Source organism: Sphingopyxis sp. (assembly GCF_036261875.1).
In the GTDB taxonomy this organism is placed as follows: domain Bacteria; phylum Pseudomonadota; class Alphaproteobacteria; order Sphingomonadales; family Sphingomonadaceae; genus Sphingopyxis.
Genome location: NZ_DATAJZ010000013.1, coordinates 154,724 through 172,500, shown reverse-complemented (window position 1 = coordinate 172,500; position 17,777 = coordinate 154,724). Strand labels below are relative to the sequence as shown.

Annotated in this window: 16 protein-coding genes; 5 read left to right on the top strand and 11 right to left on the bottom strand. The window is 66.9% G+C overall.

Features of this window, described 5'->3' with window-relative positions; genetic code table 11:
* Nucleotides 1-164 precede the first annotated feature (164 nt).
* A complete protein-coding gene (locus VHO04_RS07685) occupies nucleotides 165-1,685 on the top strand; it encodes a lipopolysaccharide biosynthesis protein (protein WP_329627768.1) in 1,521 nt (506 codons plus the stop codon).
* 21 nt (nucleotides 1,686-1,706) lie between these two features.
* On the opposite strand, the gene VHO04_RS07680 is transcribed toward VHO04_RS07685, so the two are convergent.
* On the bottom strand, nucleotides 1,707-2,132 hold the full coding sequence (locus tag VHO04_RS07680; protein ID WP_297659860.1) for a CBS domain-containing protein: 426 nt from the start codon (nucleotides 2,130-2,132) through the stop codon (nucleotides 1,707-1,709).
* A 144-nt stretch (nucleotides 2,133-2,276) separates the two neighbouring features.
* Between VHO04_RS07680 and VHO04_RS07675 the strand changes: the two genes are divergently transcribed.
* A complete protein-coding gene (locus VHO04_RS07675; RefSeq protein ID WP_329627767.1) occupies nucleotides 2,277-2,585 on the top strand; it encodes a hypothetical protein in 309 nt (102 codons plus the stop codon).
* On the top strand, nucleotides 2,575-2,967 hold the full coding sequence (locus tag VHO04_RS07670) for an acyl-CoA thioesterase (protein WP_329627766.1): 393 nt from the start codon (nucleotides 2,575-2,577) through the stop codon (nucleotides 2,965-2,967). Before VHO04_RS07675 ends, VHO04_RS07670 begins: the two co-directional genes overlap by 11 nt.
* On the opposite strand, the gene VHO04_RS07665 is transcribed toward VHO04_RS07670, so the two are convergent.
* The 6 genes from VHO04_RS07665 to hisS all read right to left on the bottom strand — a co-directional run bounded on the left by VHO04_RS07665 (nucleotide 2,964) and on the right by hisS (nucleotide 10,392).
* A complete protein-coding gene (locus tag VHO04_RS07665; protein WP_329627765.1) occupies nucleotides 2,964-4,598 on the bottom strand; it encodes a hypothetical protein in 1,635 nt (544 codons plus the stop codon). The two genes, VHO04_RS07670 and VHO04_RS07665, sit on opposite strands and share 4 nt — an antisense overlap.
* Nucleotides 4,532-5,950 (bottom strand): DUF4139 domain-containing protein, encoded by a 1,419-nt coding sequence (locus VHO04_RS07660; RefSeq protein WP_329627764.1) that lies wholly within the window; start codon nucleotides 5,948-5,950, stop codon nucleotides 4,532-4,534. The genes VHO04_RS07665 and VHO04_RS07660 overlap by 67 nt, the downstream gene beginning before the upstream one ends.
* A gap of 75 nt (nucleotides 5,951-6,025) precedes the next feature.
* Nucleotides 6,026-6,856, bottom strand: a complete 831-nt coding sequence (locus VHO04_RS07655; protein WP_329627763.1) for a DUF4167 domain-containing protein — start codon at nucleotides 6,854-6,856, stop codon at nucleotides 6,026-6,028.
* 253 nt (nucleotides 6,857-7,109) lie between these two features.
* Entirely contained in the window at nucleotides 7,110-7,955 is an 846-nt protein-coding gene (prmC, locus tag VHO04_RS07650; protein ID WP_329627762.1) for a peptide chain release factor N(5)-glutamine methyltransferase, read from the bottom strand.
* On the bottom strand, nucleotides 7,948-9,018 hold the full coding sequence (gene prfA / locus VHO04_RS07645; RefSeq protein ID WP_329627761.1) for a peptide chain release factor 1: 1,071 nt from the start codon (nucleotides 9,016-9,018) through the stop codon (nucleotides 7,948-7,950). Before prfA ends, prmC begins: the two co-directional genes overlap by 8 nt.
* A 117-nt stretch (nucleotides 9,019-9,135) precedes the next feature.
* The gene (gene hisS / locus VHO04_RS07640; protein WP_329627760.1) at nucleotides 9,136-10,392 is read right to left on the bottom strand and encodes a histidine--tRNA ligase; all 1,257 of its coding nucleotides are present in this window, start codon (nucleotides 10,390-10,392) and stop codon (nucleotides 9,136-9,138) included.
* Between the two features lie 94 nt (nucleotides 10,393-10,486).
* Here hisS and VHO04_RS07635 point away from each other — a divergent pair, with 94 nt between their 5' ends.
* On the top strand, nucleotides 10,487-12,424 hold the full coding sequence (locus tag VHO04_RS07635; protein WP_329627759.1) for a peptidase M61: 1,938 nt from the start codon (nucleotides 10,487-10,489) through the stop codon (nucleotides 12,422-12,424).
* A gap of 104 nt (nucleotides 12,425-12,528) precedes the next feature.
* Nucleotides 12,529-13,065, top strand: a complete 537-nt coding sequence (gene ppa / locus VHO04_RS07630; RefSeq protein ID WP_329627758.1) for an inorganic diphosphatase — start codon at nucleotides 12,529-12,531, stop codon at nucleotides 13,063-13,065.
* A 109-nt stretch (nucleotides 13,066-13,174) separates the two neighbouring features.
* Here ppa and VHO04_RS07625 read toward each other — a convergent pair whose 3' ends face one another.
* The 4 genes from VHO04_RS07625 to VHO04_RS07610 form a co-directional block, all read right to left on the bottom strand.
* Entirely contained in the window at nucleotides 13,175-14,101 is a 927-nt protein-coding gene (locus VHO04_RS07625; RefSeq protein ID WP_329627757.1) for a mechanosensitive ion channel family protein, read from the bottom strand.
* Entirely contained in the window at nucleotides 14,098-15,297 is a 1,200-nt protein-coding gene (gene metC / locus VHO04_RS07620; protein WP_329627756.1) for a cystathionine beta-lyase, read from the bottom strand. The genes VHO04_RS07625 and metC overlap by 4 nt, the downstream gene beginning before the upstream one ends.
* Nucleotides 15,298-15,369: 72 nt before the next feature.
* Nucleotides 15,370-16,212, bottom strand: coding sequence for a 3-mercaptopyruvate sulfurtransferase (sseA, locus tag VHO04_RS07615; protein WP_329627755.1), 843 nt, complete (start codon nucleotides 16,210-16,212; stop codon nucleotides 15,370-15,372).
* Between the two features lie 167 nt (nucleotides 16,213-16,379).
* The gene (locus tag VHO04_RS07610; RefSeq protein ID WP_329627754.1) at nucleotides 16,380-17,693 is read right to left on the bottom strand and encodes a hypothetical protein; all 1,314 of its coding nucleotides are present in this window, start codon (nucleotides 17,691-17,693) and stop codon (nucleotides 16,380-16,382) included.
* Between the last annotated feature and the right edge of the window lie 84 nt (nucleotides 17,694-17,777).

The following is a 17,777-nucleotide window of genomic DNA, read 5'->3' as shown; positions in this document are numbered from 1 at the left end:
CTGTCCGTATCTGTTGGCGACCGGCTGGAGCGTGGCGTCTGGCGCCGCGCCCCGTCCGGTGAACAGGCCTCTAGGCCCCTCGGTGATTCGCGTCAACAACCTTTTTGCAATTTTGTTTCAAAAGTTGTTCAGCGCCTGGGGAAGCCCTGGGCGAGAAGGACGAAATGGTGAGCGAAAGCGCGGAATTCAAGGACTCCGGGACGGGGAAGGAGAGCAGGGACGCTTTTGGACGCCGCGTACGCAGCGCCGTTATCTGGCGTTCGGGCAGCCAGATTCTCGCGCAGTTGATCACCTGGTCGGTCACTTTGATCGTGATTCGGCTGCTCGATCCGGCCGATTATGGGCTTTTCGCGATGACTCAGGTCATCTTGTCCTTCCTGACCTTCCTCAACGGCTGGGGATTCGCGAGCGCGCTCGTGCAATCCGATTCGGTCGATCCGTTCCGAATCCGGCAGGCGTTCGGCCTGCTGCTGCTGCTCAACGCGGCGCTCGCCGCGATCCAGTTCTTCGGCGCCCCGCTTGCGGCCGCCTATTACGGCCAGCCCAGGGTCGCCGAGTTGCTGCGCGTGCAGGCGCTGCTCTATTTCGCGACTCCCTTCATCGCGCTCCCCCAGGTGATGATGAGCCGCGCGCTCGATTTCCGGCGGCTGGCATTGGTGAATCTGCTGGCGGCGCTCGCCGGCGCGGGCACCGCGCTCGGCTGCGCGCTCGCGGGATATGGCGTGTGGACCTTGATCTATGCGCCGATCGCGCTGTTCTGGACGCGCGCGATCGGCTTCACGATCGCGGTGCGGCTGCTTGTCTGGCCGAGCTTCGACTTCCGGGGCTGCGGCCAGATCATCGGATTCGGCTCGGCGATTCTGTTCGCCCAGCTCTTCTGGCTGGTGCAGAGCCAGTCGGACGTCTTCATCGCCGGCGGGCGATTCGATGCCCATTCGCTCGGACTCTACGCCGAAGCGCTGTTTCTCGCGCAAATCTTCATGGCGAAGTTCGTGCCGCCGCTGAACGAGGTCGCCTTTCCCGCTTATTCGCGAATCAAGGATGATCCGGCCGCGGTGCGCTGGAACTTCCTCAAGGCCGTCCGTCTGCTAATGCTCGTCGCCGCCCCTTTCTATTGTGGGCTCACGGTCGTCGCGGCGCCGATGGTCGAAACGATGTTCGGACTGAAATGGCTCGGCATGGTGCCCTATATCCAGATCATTTCGCTCGCGCTGATGCCGATGACGGCGCAGATTCTCTTCGCACCCTTGACCAACGCGCTCGGCAAGCCCTCGATTGCGATGTTCGCCGCGCTCGGGGGCGCGATTCTCTTTCCGACCGCTTTTCTCACCGGGGCGCATTGGGGCCTGATCGGCATGGCCTGGGCCTGGCTCATCGCCGCGCCGTTGCTTCTGATCCTGACCGCGCGGCTGTCGGCGCCGCTGATCGGGGTGTCGTTAGCGGACATCGGCCGCGCGATGTTGCCCGGAGTCGCGCCTGCGCTGGTCATGGCGGTGGCGGTGGGATTTGGGGAAGAGACGCTGACCAGGCTCGGCTGGGCGGCACCGGTTCGACTCGCGCTGCTCGCCGGGTCCGGCGCGATTCTCTATGGCGCGCTGCTCTGGTTCCTCGAGCGCGCGGCGCTCCTCGAAGCGATTCGCGTCGTCACTCACCGCCAGCCGGCGGCCGATCCGACCGCCGCATAGCGGCTGCCATTACGCGCAGAATCAGGACGCGATATAGTCGCGCATCGCCGCCGCTTCGGCTTCGATCCGGTCGATGCGATATTTGACGAGGTCGCCGATCGACACGAAACCGACGAGTCGCCCGCCATCGACGACCGGCAGGTGGCGAATGCGCTTTTGCGTCATCTGCGACAGCGCCCCCATTACCGCCATGCCCGAATCGCAGGTGACGGGCGATTTGGTCATCACCTCGTCGAGACTGCGGTCGAGCGCTTCGGGGCCATAGGAGGACATGAGTCGCACCAGGTCGCGCTCCGAAAATATGCCGACGATCGAATCGCCCTCCACCACGGGCACCGCGCCGATGCGGTGCTGGGCGAGCAGATCGATCACCGCGCGCACCGTATCGCCCGGCCGCGCCGAAATCACCGCGCTCACGCGCCCGTGAAGAATCGCTCCGATCGTCATAGGTGCCGCTCCCTTGTTCTCGTCCGTTGCCGGCAAAGCCTAACATGATTCGCGGCAATGCCGAAACCGGCTTCTGCCCCCCGCCCCTGCCGAGTGTCCCCATTGCCGCTTGGCCTTCGCGCCCGCTTGGTTCATGGAAGGCCCATGGTCAAACACTCGCCGCTCGACGACCGCTCGACGTCGGATATCGCCTGGGCGCGCTATCGCCGGCTGATGCGCGGCATGGCGCTCGTCTCCTTCGCGGCGGTGATCATCGCGCTCGCCTGGTTGCGCTATACGCTCGGCGACCAGTTCACCATCCACATGGTCATCGCGACCGCGGCCGGCGTCGGCCTGTCGGTGATGCTCGGCGCCGCGCTGATGGGGCTCGTATTCCTGTCGAGCGGCAGCGGCCACGACGAGGCGATCGAAGACCCGTTCGCTGACGATCCGGACATGAATCATGACCGATAGGGCCACCGATTCGCCTCCGCGCGACCCGATTTTGCGCGTCGTCCCCCGCCCCGCCGACATCAACGCCAACGGCCATATCTTCGGCGGCTGGGTGCTGAGCCAGATGGACATCGCCGGCGGCATCGTCGCGGGCCGCGAGGCGCAGGGCGCCGTCGCGACGGTCGCGATCGAGACGATGGAATTCATCGCGCCGATCCTGCTGCGCGACGTCATTTCCATCTATGCCCATATCGAACGGCGCGGCCGCACCTCGCTCGCGATTCGACTCGAAGTGATGGCGACGCGCGACCGCGGCGAAAATGAGGTGAAGGTGACCGAGGGCGTCTTCACCTTCGTCGCGCTCGACGCGAATCACCACCCGCGCCCGCTGCCGCCGATCTAATCCTTTACGCGATAGTCGAGGGTGCGGCTGCTGTTGGCAGGCACGGTGACGATCCAGGTCGGCAGTCCGTCCTTGCGCGGCAGCTTGCGCAGCCGCGAATCGACCCGCTTCAGATCGTCAATCTCGAACCCGAGTTCGAGCGCGACCGCAAAGCGATTCGCGTTCGTCACCGTCAGGCGATAATCGTCGCCTTCCTTGCCCGGCGCATAATAATTGTCGGCGGTGACGAGCACCTGGCTGCTTTCGCCGATGACGAGATTGACCGTCTCCCCGACCGCATGGTCGCGCATCGCCCCTTCGCCCGCGAGCAGTTCCTCGCCCAGCGCGGGTTCGAACACCGCGACCTGCCCGCTCGGCAAGGGGATGCCGAGGTTGCCTGATTCCTTGTTTTCCATCCGGAGCACGATCTCGGTGCTCTCGTTCTTCGGCTCGCAGGTCGGACAGGTTCGCAGGCGATAGACGGTGCGAAAGGGCACCTTGTCCTTCACCAGCAGCGCGACCTGCTTTTGCGCATTGGCCGCGACCGTCACCCGCATCGGTACGCGATAGAGCTTGAGGTCGCCCAGATCCTCGAGTTGGGCGGTATCGACGACGGTGATCGCCATCGGCGCCTCCATCAGCTTCGCTTCCCGCCGCTGCGCGGTGACGATGATCTCGTCGTAACCCGCCATCGGGGCGGGCGGGGGCGGGGGTGGTGGGGGCGGCGGCGGGATTCCATAGCGCCCGCTGCCGGTCGGAAAGCAGGACAGGCGAAGCTGCGGTTGCGGCGGCGGCTCGACCAGTTCATCGAAATCCTGCTCGATATTGAGCGTGCCCGCGAGCGCCGAGAGATTCGCGTCGGCAAAGCTCTCGCCATTGCTGTTCGCGACGGTCAGCCAGGCGAAGAGGTCGAGCGTCTTGCCATCGCCCGCGACGCGCGCGACATAATTGCTCGCCCAGTCGAACCCCGTCGACAAATAGGTGAGCGTGACCGTCACCCGCTGGGCGTTGGGGCTGCGCGTCGTCACCGACAGCGTCGGCTTCGCGGTCAGCCCCTTCGGCACCCCGTCATAGGTCAGCGTTTCGGGAAGGCCCGAGCAGCGCAGCGCCTCGTAACCCGCCGCGGTCCGCAGCACGACGGCGCCATCGGGGCCCGAGCGGATGAAGGCATCCTCTTCGGTGACCTTTCCTGTGGCGCGATTGGTACGGCGAAGATGGACGCGGTTGCCGAGCGAGCCATCGAGCAGGCTGGCAGGCGACAGCAGCGCGGTGTCGCGATTCTTCTGCACCACTCCGCCCGGCAGGCCGGTGACGATCGCCGATACAGCGACCATCCCCTCAGCCACCCCCTCGAAGCGCAGCACCGATTCGCCCGCCGGCAGGTCGATCGTGCGCTGTTCCGAAATCAGCGCGAACCCTTCGAGGCTGTCGAGATCGATCTCGCCGCCCTCGCCGCGTCCAGGATCGCGAAACGCGCTGACCGAAACCGAATCGGGGGCGGTCGAGGTCACGACGCTCTGGGCCGCTGCGGGCGACACGGCGAAAAACAGCAGCGGGACCAGCGACCGGCGCATCGCGGCGCGGCTCAGTAACGCGTTTCGAACGTGGCGGTGATCGTCGCTTCGCCATTGGCGGGCACCGTCACGCGCCATTTGGTCCCGTCGCTATCGAGCCTTTCGCTCTTCTGGCTTTCGGTGATGATGCGCGTGTCGTCCCAATACCAATCGAGCCCGCGCTGGACGAGATCGACCGTTACCGGTTGGGGCCGCGCGTTGGTGAGCAGATAGGACATCGACGACCGCCAGATTCTGTCCGACCGGCGTTCGCGCGACACCACCGTCGCCTTCACCTTGACGTCGAAGGCGTCGCCGGTCTTGAGCCCGAGCTCGCTGCCCATCGGAGTATGACCGATCCGGCTTTCGCCGATGAACTGCGGGTCGCCGCGCAGGTCGCGCTGATAGAAGCGCACCGTCCCCGCGGGAAGCGCGTCGCCAAGACCGCCCTGCGCGCTCGAGTTGAACTTGATCACGCTCGCCGCGCTCGCCGGCTCGGTCATATTGTCGAAGCCGCCGACCGTATATTCGTAAATTTTCTGCGCCGGCACCTTCGCCACGTCGAGGAAGCTCACCTGCTTCGTCTGCGCATTGGCGATCGTCGTGCGTTCGGCCAGCGGATAGAGATAATAGTCGCCGAGTTGCTCGCGCGGCGCGGTCTCGGTGCCCGCGCGGCGCAGTTCGCCCGGCGGCATGGCCCGCGGACGATAGCTGCCGCCATAGCTCGCCATGCCGGCCGCCGATGGCGTGCCCGCCACCAGAAGCGTGCGCGCCCTGTCAAAGGTCGTCCCGGTGTTGTTGGTCAGCGTGACCCAGCCCTGGACATCGATCGTCCCCGCCTTTTCGTCGTAGAGCGAGACATAATCCGCCGACCAGCCGAGTCCGCCGGTCAGATAGGACAAAGTCGCCGGCCGCGTCCCGGCGCTCTTGCTCTCGACCGTGATCGACAGCGTCGGCTTGGCGCGCAGGTTCGGCGGAATCTTGTCGAAGATCACTCGCACCGGCAGCCCGTCGTCGCGCAATATCTCGATCCGCCCGCCGTTATCGAGCACCACGCCGCCATTGACCGCGAGCACTTTCGCGCGCTCGCGCGTTTCACCGCCGGTCGCGGGATTGATCCGCAGCAGCGTCACCATCTCGCCGACCGCCTTCTGCATCAGCGCATTGGGCGACAGCAGGTCGTAATCGAAATTCTGCTCGACGATCGCTGTGCCCGCGGCGCTGAACGACACCGTCTGCGGGCGAATCTGCGCCGACACGTCGGGAAATTCCTGGCGCGAGCGCCCAGCGGGAAAGCCGATCTGCCTGATGTCCTGAACCAGCGACTGGCCGCCATTATAGATGGTCACCGACAGCTCGCCCTGCGCGCTGCCAGCGGCCGGGTCCTGCGCCGCGGCGGGGCCGGCGCCGAGCGCCAGCGCCAGAAAGCAAGTGACTGTCAAAGCGCGCATAAAAAGCTCCCCCGAACGGCTGTCCGGGGGAGGCTATGGCATGTTCCGCGCAAAAACCAGTGCGAAATCGCGGGCTTATTCGGCCGCTTCGACCCCGGTATCGCGCGCCGCCAGCGTGCGGCGAGTACGGCGCGGCTTGGGCGCGGGCGCTTCCACAGCGGCATCGGTGCTTTCCGCGACATTCGCTTCGGGGGCAGGTTCGGGGCGCCCGATCGCGGGCGGCAGCACCGCGGTGTCGATACCGGCATTGCCCTCTTCGGCATCGGCCGGGCGGGCGCGGCGCGGACCGCGGCGGTTGGTGCGCGGCGCGGGCGCCGCGTCTTCGGCCGCAGCCTCGCCGTCATCTTCGGCCTCGGCCGACTGGGCACGGTTTTCGTCGCGATCACGGCGGTTATTGCCGCGCTCGCGCGGCTGCCGATTGCCGCGATGATCGTCCTCGTCGCGGCGCTCGCCGCCCTGACGTTCGCCACCATTGCGATCACCGTTCTGCCGCTCGCGATTGTCGCGACCGCTCTCGGTGCGTTCGGCGGGGACATCGGCCTCGAAGTCGCTGTCGTCATGGCCGTCGAAATCCTCGACGCCGCGAATTTCACGATGGCGCTCGGGGCTGCGCTCCTGCCCGTTCGCCGCCGCTTTCTCTTCCTGGCGAGCGCGGAAATCGCTCAGCACGCGGAAATAATGGTCGGCGAACTGGAGATAATATTCGGTCTGGACCCGATCGCCCGAAAGCTGCGCGTCGCGCGCGAGATTGCGGTATTTCTCGATCATCTGGGCCGCGTTGCCGCGCGCGCGGCTGTCGATGCGATTGGCCTGGTCGGCACCACCCCGGCCGCCCGATTGCGAGCGATTATTGTTGCTGCCGTTGTTGTTGCGGCCGCGACGGCGACCGCTCTGTCGGTTGTTCATGTTCAACTGAGACATCCTGATAAGCTAATAAGCTACGCCAACCCCTTTTGGCCGACCGCGCCATTTGCGCGTCGCGCCCGCGCTGTCCGCGCGGTTCTTGCCCTTTACCGCTTGCGCCGGGCCCCACGGCCCCGCACCAGCATCGTAAGTGGGAAACAGACCAGCCGGACCGTCAAGGGAACCGTGCCGGGTCTGTGAGCCCGCCCCTACAGCGCTTTGCGGCGGAAACCAAGCGAATAATTGTGCGGGTCCGTCAGGCGCGGGTCAGCAAAAGCGCCCTGTCGCGGCCGCCCAGATCCTGTCTGCATCGGACGGCAAATCCCGCTGCTTCGGCAAGCTCGGTTACCGATATGCGTTGTCGATGCCCGATTTCAAGGATCGCCATGCCATCTGTCGTCAGGAGGCGCGGCAGATCGGGGATGATCCGGCGGTAATCGTCGAGCCCGTCGACACCGGCAAACAAGGCTTCGACCGGCTCGTGATCGGCGACGTCGGGCATCAGACTCTCGGTCTCGGCAATATAGGGCGGATTGCAGAAAATGAGGTCGAACGGCCCCTCCACCCCCCTGCCCCAATCGCCCGGCAGGAACGACGCGCGGTCGGCGAGGCCAAGCCCCTCGGCATTGTCGCGGGCATAAGCGAGCGCATATTCCGACGCATCGACGCCAAGCCCCGTCGCATCGGAAAACTCGCTGAGCGCCGCGAGCAGCAGCGTGCCCGGGCCGGTTCCGAGATCGAGAATGCGGCGCGGCCAGCCGCCGGCCCTTTCGCGGCGGATATCGAGACAGGCTTCGATCAGCGCCTCGCTGTCGGGGCGCGGAATCAGCACGCCAGGACCGACCTCGACGCGAATCGTCCAGAAATCGCGATAGCCGACGATATAGGCGATCGGCTCGTTCGCCATGCGCCGCGCGACGAGGTGGACATAGATATCGGGCACCGCATGGCGCGCCGGATCGAGCAGGAGCGCCTGCCTCTCGATCCCCAGCGCGTGCGCCATCAGTAATTCGGCATCGAGCCTCGGGGTATCGCTGGTTGCCGACAGAAGGCTGGTCGCGGTGCGGAGATTGTCGCTTATATCTCCTTCGCGGCTAGCCATCACCCAGCCCCGCCAGCCGCTGCGCCTGATCCTCCGCGATCAGCGCGTCGATCAGCTCGTCCATCTGCCCTTCCAAAATCTCGGGGAGGCGGTGGAGAGTCAGGTTGATACGGTGATCGGTCACGCGCCCTTGCGGGAAATTATAGGTGCGGATGCGTTCGGAACGGTCGCCCGACCCGACCATCGACTTGCGCGCCGACGCCTCGGCATCGTGGACGCGCGCGCGTTCGAGGTCATAGAGCCGCGCGCGCAGCACCTGCATCGCCTTGGCGCGATTCTTGTGCTGGCTGCGCTGGTCCTGCTGGATCACGACGAGGCCGGTCGGGATATGGGTGATGCGGATCGCCGAGTCGGTGGTGTTGACATGCTGGCCGCCCGCGCCCGACGAGCGGTAGATATCGATCTTGAGGTCGCGTTCGTCGATCGCGACATCGACCTCCTCGGCCTCGGGCAGCACCGCGACGGTCGCGGCGCTGGTGTGGATGCGACCGCCGCTTTCGGTGACGGGGACGCGCTGGACGCGGTGGACGCCGCTTTCGAACTTCAATTTCGCGAACACGCCCTGCCCCGCGACGCTGGCGACGACTTCCTTGTAACCGCCGACCTCGGCCTCGTTCGCCGAGATCAGCTCGACCTTCCAGCCCTGCGCATCGGCATAGCGGCTGTACATGCGCAGCAGATCACCCGCGAACAGCGCCGCCTCGTCGCCGCCGGTGCCGGCGCGGATTTCGAGCATCGCGGCACGCTCGTCGGCGACGTCCTTGGGCAGCAGCTTGATCGCGAGGTCGTGCTCGGCGGCCGGCAGCGCGGCCTCGACTGCGAGGAGTTCCTCGGCCGCCATCGCCTTCATTTCGGGGTCGGCGAGCATCTCGGTGAGCGACACGAGTTCGCCGCGCAACCGCGTCACTTCCGAGGCGGCTTTCGCGACGGGTTCGAGCTCGGCGAACTCCTTCGACGCCGCGACGAAATCGGCGGGCGCCATATCGCCCGTCGCCATCCGCGCCTGCAAAGCGGCGTGGCGCTCGATGATGGCATCGATCTGTTTTTCGGAAACCGAGGTCACGTCACGTCCCCAACCCCGTCATTCCCGCGAAGGCGGGAATCCAGCTTGGGCGCCGGCTGATCATCAACATCGAAAAGCTGGATTCCCGCCTTCGCGGGAATGACGAAGAATAAGGCATCAGTCGTTGTCCACACCACGGACGATCGTCTCGACCTCTTTCGCCCGCTCGCCGTCGCCGCGCACATTGATATGCGCCGCGCCGTCGCGGGTGCCGACCGAGACCAGCGCGTGCGCCGGAATCTTCGCCGCCTTGTCGAAGCGCTTGCGCGGCGAGCCGGTCGCGACGATCTCGGCCGCGAAGCCCGCGGCGCGCAGGTCGGCGAGCGTCCGCATCGCGCGCGCAAGCTGGCCGTCGTCCTCGACCGCCAACACCGCATCGAGCCGATTGTCGATCGCATCATCGTCCAGCAGCATCGCCAGCCGCTCGATCCCCGCCGCCCAGCCGACCGCCGGGGTCGGCGGCCCGCCCAGAGTCTCGATCAGCCCGTCGTAGCGCCCACCGCCGAGCACCGTGCCCTGCGCACCGAGCCGGTCGGTGACGAACTCGAACGCGGTGTGGCGATAATAGTCGAGCCCGCGCACCAGCCGCGCGTTGCGTTCCCACGCCACGCCCGCCGCGTCGAGCCCGGCGGTCACGGCGCCGAAGAAATCCTGCGCCTCGCTCGTCAGATAGGCATCGATATCGGGCGCGCTGTCGGCGACCGGGCGATCCTGCGCATCCTTGCTGTCGAGGATGCGCAGCGGATTCTTGTCGAGCCGCTCGAGACTGTCCTCGCTGAGGCTCGCGCGATGGCCCATGAAATGCTCGACCAGCGCCGCGCGCCACGCCTCGCGGCTGTCGGCGTCGCCGAGCGTGTTGAGCGTCAAGGTCACGCCCTCGGCGACGCCCAGCTCCTTCAGAAGCTGGTCGGCGAAGATCAGCAGTTCGGCGTCGGCGAGCGGGCTGTCGCTGCCGATGATTTCGGCGTCGAGCTGGTGGAACTGGCGATAGCGGCCCTTTTGCGGCCGCTCGTAGCGGAACAGCGGGCCGTGCGTTGCCACCTTGAGGGGCGCGAACTGCTGCCAGCCATTGGTGATGTAGGCGCGCGCGATTCCCGCGGTGAATTCGGGCCGCAGGGTGATCGATTCGCCGCCGCGATCCTCGAACGAATACATTTCCTTCGATACGACGTCGGTGGTTTCCCCCAGCGAGCGCGCGAAGACCGCGGTCGGCTCGATCACCGGCACCTCGACCCGCTTGAAGCCATAAAGGCGGCGCACCCGGTCGAACGCGTCGACGACATGGCCGAAGCGGTCGGCGAAATCGCCAAGCATGTCCTGGGTGCCGCGCACCGGCTGCGGCGCCTTGATCTTCGCATTCTTGTCCTTGCTCATGCGCCGCGCGTCTAATGGGTTTTGGTCGAAAGGCAAAGCGCGCTTGCAGAGCGTTTGCTGGACCTTGGCGGTTTTTGACGGCAGAGAAGCGATCATGAAAAAAACACCGTTCGTCGCATCGCTCGCCGCAGCCGCCCTCATCGCCTTCGCCCCCGCGCTCTACGCAGAGGACGGCAACAGCCGTCCGCAGCCGGTGGTCCAGCCGCACATCATTCCGCTGCCCGCCGACAAGCCCTGGCCGGGGACGATGCTGCTCAAGGTCGACGCCACCGATTATATGCGCGGCATCTTCCGCGTCCGGCAGACGATCCCGGTCGCGAAGGCGGGGAAGCTCACCCTGCTCTATCCGCAATGGCTGCCCGGCAAGCACGCGCCGCGCGGCGCGATCGCCGAGATCGCGGGCTTCAAGGCGAGCGCGGACGGCAAACCGCTCATCTGGACGCGTCAGCCGACCGACGTCTACGCCTTCGACATCGATGTGCCCGCGGGCGCCAAGAGCATCGATGTTGCCTTCGATTTCCTGTCGCCGACGCGGACGAGCGAAGGCCGCGTCGTCGCCACCCCGGCGATGATGAACCTGCAATGGGAGCAGGTGAGCCTCTATCCCGCAGGATATTTCACCCGCAACATCCCGGTCCAGCTCGACGTGACGCTCCCCGACGGCTGGACCGGCGCCGCGGCGCTCGATGGCCTCAAAGTGTCGGGCAATCGCTACAGCTATGCGCCGACCAGCTATGAAACGCTGGTCGACAGCCCGATGTTCGCGGGCCGCTATTATCGCAAATGGGATCTGGGGCAGAATGTCACGCTGAACGTCGTCGCCGACGAGGCCCAATATCTGGGCGCCAAGCCCGACCAGATCGCGCGCCACGCCGCCATGGTGGCGGAGGCGGTGGCGCTGTTCGGCAGCCGTCATTTCGACCGCTATGAATTTCTGCTCGCGCTGACCGACGAACTCGGCGGCATCGGGCTCGAACATCATCGCAGCAGCGAGAACAGCAGCAGCCCCGACTATTTCACCAAATGGGACGATGGCGAGACGCTGCGCGGACTGCTGCCGCACGAGTTCACCCATAGCTGGAACGGCAAATACCGCCGCCCCGCCAAGCTCTGGACCCCCGATTTCCGCACGCCGATGCAGGGCAATCTCCTCTGGGTCTATGAAGGGCAGACAAGCTTCTGGGACTTGGTCCTCGCGGGCCGCTCGGGGATGCAGTCGAAGGACATGATCCTGTCCGAATGGGCGACCAACGCCGCTTACTACAGCGTCCAGGCGGGCCGGGACTGGCGGTCGGTCGAGGATACGACGCTCGACCCCGTGATCGCGGGACGCAAGGCGCGCGCCTTCCCCAGCGCGACGCGCACCGAGGATTATTACAACGAGGGCTCGCTGATGTGGCTGGAGGCGGACATGATCATCCGCCAGGCGACGAACGACCGGAAAAGCCTCGACGATTTCGCGAGGAGCTTCTTCGGCGGCAAGACCGGCGACTGGGGCGAGGTCACCTATGATTTCGACGATGTCGTCGCGGCGCTGAACGCCGTCCACCCCTATGACTGGGCGAAATTCCTCCACGAGCATATGCAGCTTCCCGGCCAGCCCGCGCCGGTCGCGGGGATCGAGCGCGCGGGCTATCGCCTCGTCTGGCGCGACACACCGAACGCCTATGACCGCGGCCGCATGGCGCGCGCGAAAAATTACGACCTCACCCATTCACTCGGCATGACGATCGACAAGGACGGCGTCGCAGGCAGCATCCTGTGGGACGGCCCCGCCTTCCGGGCCGACATCGTCAACGGTACGAAGATCGTCGCGGTCGACGGCGTCGCCTATGCCAAGGACCGCATGGAGGCCGCGATTCGCGCCGCGACCGACGGCAAGACCCCGGTGAGCCTGCTCGTCGAGCGCGGCGGGCGCTACCGGACGGTCGACATCGACTATCATGGCGGGCTGCGCTGGCCGCACCTCGAAAAGACCGGCGCCGGACCCGACTGGTTCGACCGCCTGCTGGCGTCGAAGCGCCAACTCTGATTTCCCCTCCCGCAAGCGGGAGGGGAACAAGCTTCCCCTCGACTTTCCGCGCCATCCGGCGCTAAAGGCGCGCGCGATTCCAAAAATACAAAAGGACATCTCCCATGCGCATCGACCTGATCCCCGCGGGCGACAGCCCGCCCGACAGCCTGAACGTGCTGATCGAAGTGCCGATCGGCGGCGAGCCGGTGAAATATGAGTTCGACAAGGCGTCGGGCGCGTTGTTCGTCGACCGCTTCCTTCACACCCCGATGCGCTATCCCGCCAATTACGGTTTCATCCCGCACACGCTGGGCGACGATGGCGACCCGCTCGACGCGCTCGTCGTCGCGCGCACCTCGGTGGTCGCGGGCGCGGTGGTCAAGTGCCGCCCGATCGGCGTGCTCAAGATGGAAGACAATGCCGGCGGCGACGAAAAATTGCTCTGCGTCCCCGTCAGCACGACCTTTCCCTATTACGACAAGGTCCGGACCTACAAGGACATGCCCGAGATCGTGCTCCAGCAGATCGAGCATTTCTTTGCCCACTACAAGGATCTCGAACCCGGCAAATGGGTCAAGCTCGGCGGCTGGGGCGACGTCGACGAAGCGAAGCAGATCATCCTCGATGGGATCGAGCGCGCCAAGGCGCACGGGGTTTAAGCGCCCTTACCTCGTCATTGCGAGGAGCGTAGCGACGAAGCAATCTCCAGCTATCGGTCCGATCAGGCGATAGCTGGAGATTGCTTCGCTTCGCTCGCAACGACGAATTTCAGGCACTTGGCGACTCGTCCTGTTCGACCAGCCGCACATCCTGCCGCGGATAGGGAATGCGGATTCCCGCCGCCTTGAACCGTTCCCATATCCCCAGGAACACCTCGCCCTGGATGTTGCCGAGCCCCGATTCGGGGTCCGAAATCCAGTAGCGCAGCTCATGCTCGACCGCGCGTTCGCTGAAGGCGGTGATCCACACCACCGGCTCGGGATCGGCGAGGATGCGCGGATTGGCCTTCGCGACCTCGACGATGATCGCCTGCGCCGCGCGCAGATCGCATTCATAGGCGACGGGAATGCGCATCCGCACCCGCACGTCGCGGCTCGAATAGCTCCAGTTCTCGACCGGCTGGGTCATCAGCAGTTCGTTCGGGATCAGATGCTTCTTGCCGTCGCGGGTGACGATATTGACCGCGCGCACGCCGATCTTCGCGACCCGCCCGACATTGGGCACCCCGCCGGGCAGCGGCCCGCTGCCCATCGACGCGGCGTCGCCGACGACGATCACGTCGCCCGGCTGGATCGAGCGGTCCATCAGCAGGATGATTCCCGCGATCAGATTGCCCACCGTTTTCTGCAGGCCAAAGCCGATCGCCAGCCCCGCCGCGCCCGAAAAGACCGCAAGCGTCGTCAGATCGATGCCGAGCAGGTCGATGCCGAGCAGCAGCGCGAAGGAAAAGAGCGCGATCGCGATCAGCTTCTCGGTAAGCAGCCGCTGCGCCTGGTCGATCTGGGTGTTACGGCGCAGCAGCCATTTGATCGCGCGCATCACGAGCTTGACCCCGATCCACAGCAGCACCGCGACGATGATCGCCGAGACCAGCCCATAGAGCGACAGGCGATAGGAGCCGACGTCGAGCCCGATCGCCTGCATCGCCTCGGCGACGCGGCCGATGCTGTCGCGCAGGCTTTCCCTGGCGCTCATAGCGCCGCGAAGCCGCGTTCGAGGTCGGCGATCAGGTCGGCGGGATCCTCGAGCCCGATCGACAGGCGGACGAGCGGGTCGGAATCGGTCCAGCGCGTCGCGGTGCGGATCGTCTGCGGATCGCCCGGCACGGCGAGGCTTTCGTAGCCGCCCCAGCTGAAACCGATTCCGAAATGCGCGAGCGCGTCGATGAAGCGCGCGCGCGCCGCGTCGTCGGCGCCCTTCAGCGTGAAGCCGAACAGGCCGCTGGTCCCCGAAAAGTCGCGCGACCAGAGGGCGTGGCCCGGGTCGCCCGGCAGCGCCGGATGCAGCACGCGCCCGACCTCGGCACGCCCGGCGAGCCAGGTCGCCACCGCAAGTCCGTTCTCGCCGTGCCGCGTCAACCGCACGTCGAGCGTCCTGAGGCCGCGCAGCACCAGCGCGCAATCGTCGGGCGAGACCGCCTGGCCGAGCTGATAGGTCGCATGGCGCAGCTTCGGCCACACCGCCTTCGTGGCGGTCAGGCTGCCCATCATCGCGTCGCTGTGGCCGCCGACATATTTGGTGAGGCTCATCATCGTCACGTCGACGCCGTGCGCGAGCGCGGGGAAGAGCAAGGGCGTCGCCCAGGTATTGTCGAGCATCGTCAGCACGCCGCGGGCGCGCGCCGCTGCGGTGATCGCGGGAATATCCTGAACCTCAAAGGTCAGGCTGCCCGGCGATTCGAGGAAGATCAGCTTCGTTTCGGGCTCGATCAGGCCGGCGATGCCGGCACCGATCAGCGGATCGTAGAAGGTTGTCCGCACCCCCATCCGCGCGAGCATGCCGGTGCAAAAGGAGCGCGTCGGCTCATAGGCGCTATCGACCATCAGCAGATGGTCGCCGGGCGACAACAGCGCGAGCAGCCCCGCCGAAATCGCTGCGACTCCCGAGGGGTAAAGCAGGCTGCCCTCGGCCCCCGGCTCCAGTCCGGTCAGCGCATCGGCGAGCGCCCAGACCGTCGGCGTCCCGCGCCGGCCATAATAGAGCTTGTCATGCGTCGCATGGCCCCGCGCCTTGAGATCGGCGATATTGTCGTAAAGGATCGTCGAGGCGCGCCACACCGGCGGATTGACGACCCCGCCGCCGAGCCGAGGATCGCCCGTCCATTCGGGCCGCCGCCCGCCCTGCACCAGTTTCGTCGCGGGGCGGAGGCTGTCGTCGTCGCTGTCGCTCATCCCCGCCTTGTTAGCGGAGCAGGATGCAAAATCCAGTGCCGCCGCACATAATCGGACGGCGGCACCGCAGGCTCAAGCCGCGCCGGTCGCCTTCGGCGTCGCCGGGTCGGCGCCCCATTCAGTCCAGCTTCCGTCATAGACCGCGACATCCTCCTTGCCGAGAAGGTGCGCGCCAAAGGCGACGACGGTCGCGGTCATGCCGCTGCCGCAGGTGGTGATCAGCGGCTTCTCGAGGTCGACGGCCGCCGCGTCGAACGCCGCCTTGAGGTCGTCGCCGCGCTTCCAGGTGCCGTCGGCGTTGAACAGGCCGGCGTGCGGCAGGCTGACCGAACCCGGGATATGGCCGGGGGCCATGCCGGGGCGCGGGTCGCGTTCCTCGCCGGTGAAGCGCGCCGCGGGGCGCGCATCGACGACCTGCTCGCCGCCGCTCGCGATATTTTCGAGCATCTGCTCCTTGGTGCGAACCGCCTTGGCATCGCGCCACACGGTGAAGTGACGGTGGCGAAGTGTCTGCTTGCCCATTTCGAGCGGACGCCCCTCGGCCTTCCATTTGGCGAGCCCGCCGTCGAGCAGCGCGACGTCGTGCGCGCCGAACAGCTTGAGCAGCCACCACGCTCGCGCCGCGCTCTTCAGCGGGCTGTCGTCATAGATGACGATGCGGCTGCCGTCGCCGAGCCCGAGCGACTGCATGCGGCTCGCGAATTTCTCGGCGGTCGGCGCCATATTCTCGATGGCGCTGTTCGTGTCAGCCAGTTCGGCCAGGTCCATGAACACCGCGCCGGGGATGTGTCCCGCCTCATATTCCGCGCGCGCGTCGCGATCGGTTCCGGTCATGAATTTCGTCGCATCGACCACCCGCAGGTCCGATGCCCCCAGTTCGCGTTCCAGCCAGTCGGTTGAGACCAAGGCGTCCATGTCATGCTCCTGTTGCGACCGCGCGGGAACCTTCTTGCCTGTCCCTCGCCGCGATCAATCCTGCGTCGCTCTCTTCTTTCCGGGGACGGCAAGCCTATGCCCCGGCGTGCCCTTTTTCAAGCACGGTCGCGGTCTGCCCCAGTCCATGCTGCACTGCAACAGAAAACCTATTGAATGCGCCGGATCGCCGTCGTTCGCGCGCCCGGCCGGTTGACGACCAGATTGGGGTGGTCGAGCGGCAGCGGCGCGAGCTTCTCGCTTCCGCTCGCGCCCTGTTCGCGGCCGAGCACGAAGCTGCCGGCATTCTGCCCGAAGGCGTCACCCTCGCCGTCCCAATGATAGGTGACGTCGAAGACGAGCACCGGGATCAGCATCGGCTTGCCCCCGATCATCAGCGGCTCGACGGCGGCGCGCGGCAGCATGACCTCGGTCGCGACCTGCTCGCCCGCCCCCGACGCCAGCGCCATATCGTCGCGCAGCACGCTGCCCCCCGCGCCGTCGAAGAAACGCGCGAGCACCGGCTCGGTCATCGCCGACCCCTGGTTGAGCGCGATGCGGATCATCAGCCCGGTCGCCGCGACCGGGCCTTCATTCTTGAGGCCCAGCGTGAAGGCGACGATGAACTGCTCGCTCGTCATGCGGATGCCGCGAATATCGAGCGTCATCGCCACCTGCGCCCGCTGTTCGGCCGTCGGGCGCGTCACCAGCGGCGACGGGACCGGTTGGGCCGGTGGCGCCACGGGCTGCGGGCGCGGAGCGGGCGGCGCCACGGGCGCGGCACGGCGCGGCGCGGGAACGGACTCGGCGGCACGCGGCAGGGGCTGCGGCGGTTCGGACTCGCTGGGCGTATCGCCCGCCAATGCTGGGCGGCGGCGCCAATACCAGATACCCGCGCCGACCGCGACGAGCCCGGCAAGCAGCCACGCCCACAGCGGCGGATTGCCGTCGCCGCCGGTCGCCGGAGCCGCGTCATCGCCGGGCGACGCGTCCGCCACCGGCGCGGTCGGATCGACCGAGAAGCCAGGCGTCGCGGGCGACGGCGCTTCCACGGCGGGCGTCGCCGAATCGGGAGCCGCCGCCACGGGGGCGGCGGAGACGGGCGCGCTGGTCGCGGGTTCGGGTGTGGCGCGCGGCGCGCTCACGGCCGCAGGCGGCGTATCGCGGCGGGCGGCGGGCGCGGAGGCGGATGGCGCGGGCGTCGGCCGGGTCGGAACCACCGTGGGCGTCGTGGTGCGCGGTGCGGGAGCAGGTGTCGGCGCCGGAGTCGGCGGGCCGCGCCGTTCTCCCGGGGCGAGCGGCGGCAAGCCGTTGTCGGACGGCCCCTGCACGCCCGATGTCCGCCCGTCGTCGGCAGGCGGCAGGCGGAACGTCGAGGTGGGTGTGGGGGTCGGCGAAGGCGCGGGGGTCGGCTGCTCGGTCTGCGCGGCCGCGGGCGGAAGCCCGCCCGCCACCAGCGAAGCCGCCAGCGCAGCTAGCGACAAGCGCGCCGCTCTTTCCCCTCGCCCGAGTTTCCGCACCGTCATTTTCCGAATCCGCAATCCCGTACTTGGCCATTCCGCTGCGCC